General features: G+C 69.8%; 2 protein-coding genes. One reads left to right on the forward strand and one right to left on the reverse strand.

Annotated elements, in window-relative coordinates:
- Nucleotides 1–545, forward strand: a 545-nt coding sequence (locus CCN33_RS30410) for a transcriptional regulator (protein ID WP_244173993.1), incomplete at its 5' end; no start/stop codon positions are given.
- A 5-nt stretch (nt 546–550) separates the two neighbouring features.
- Here the strand turns inward: CCN33_RS30410 and CCN33_RS30415 are convergent.
- A partial coding sequence (locus CCN33_RS30415; protein ID WP_279628233.1) for a pyruvate kinase alpha/beta domain-containing protein occupies nt 551–802 on the reverse strand: 252 nt, incomplete at its 5' end.

Raw genomic sequence — 802 nt, forward strand, 5'->3', positions numbered from 1 at the left:
GGAGCGAGTGGACCCCGCGCATCAGCCGGCTGAAGCGCGGGGTCCACTCGCTCCGTATCGCCTGCGCCGAGGCCTGGCCGGGGCTGATCGACGCCTGCACCGAGGCCATGGGGGCCGTCATGCCGGGCAACAAGGTCTGTCAGGTGCGGCAGCAGGGCTGCCGACAGGTCACCTCCTGCAGCAAGCACTGGCCCTGTCTCTTCCCACAGCACGGCCCGGGGAAGAAACACGAGCGGCCGATCGCCCTGGAGCCCTGGCAGCGGGAGATCGTCGACGCGCACCCCTGGGAGTTCATCCGGGGTCTGATCCACTCCGACGGCTGCCGGGTCACCAACTGGACGACCCGGGCCGTGGGCGGGGAGACGCGGCGCTACGAATATCCGCGGTACTTCTTCACCAACCTGTCGGACGACATCACGGGCCTTTTCACGGCCGCGCTCGACCGGGTCGGGGTGGAGTGGAAGCGCGCGAACCGGCAGAACATCTCCGTCGCCCGCAAAGCCTCCGTCGCCCTGATGGACGCCCACGTGGGCCCCAAGCACTGACCCCCCTACTTCGGGCTGTCGTCCTCCGCGATGTGGTGGACGCGGACCAGGTTGGTGGTGCCGGACAGGCCGGGTGGGGAGCCGGCGGTGATGACGACGACGTCGCCCTTTTCGCAGCGGCCGTAGCGGAGGAGCAGCTCGTCGACCTGGTCGACCATCGCGTCGGTGGAGTCGACGTGGGGCCCGAGGAAGGTCTCCACGCCCCAGGTGAGGCTGAGCTGGGAGCGGGTGGCGGGTTCGGGGGTGAAGGCGAGGAC

This window comes from Streptomyces recifensis (genome assembly GCF_002154615.1).
Classification (GTDB): domain Bacteria; phylum Actinomycetota; class Actinomycetes; order Streptomycetales; family Streptomycetaceae; genus Streptomyces; species Streptomyces griseoluteus.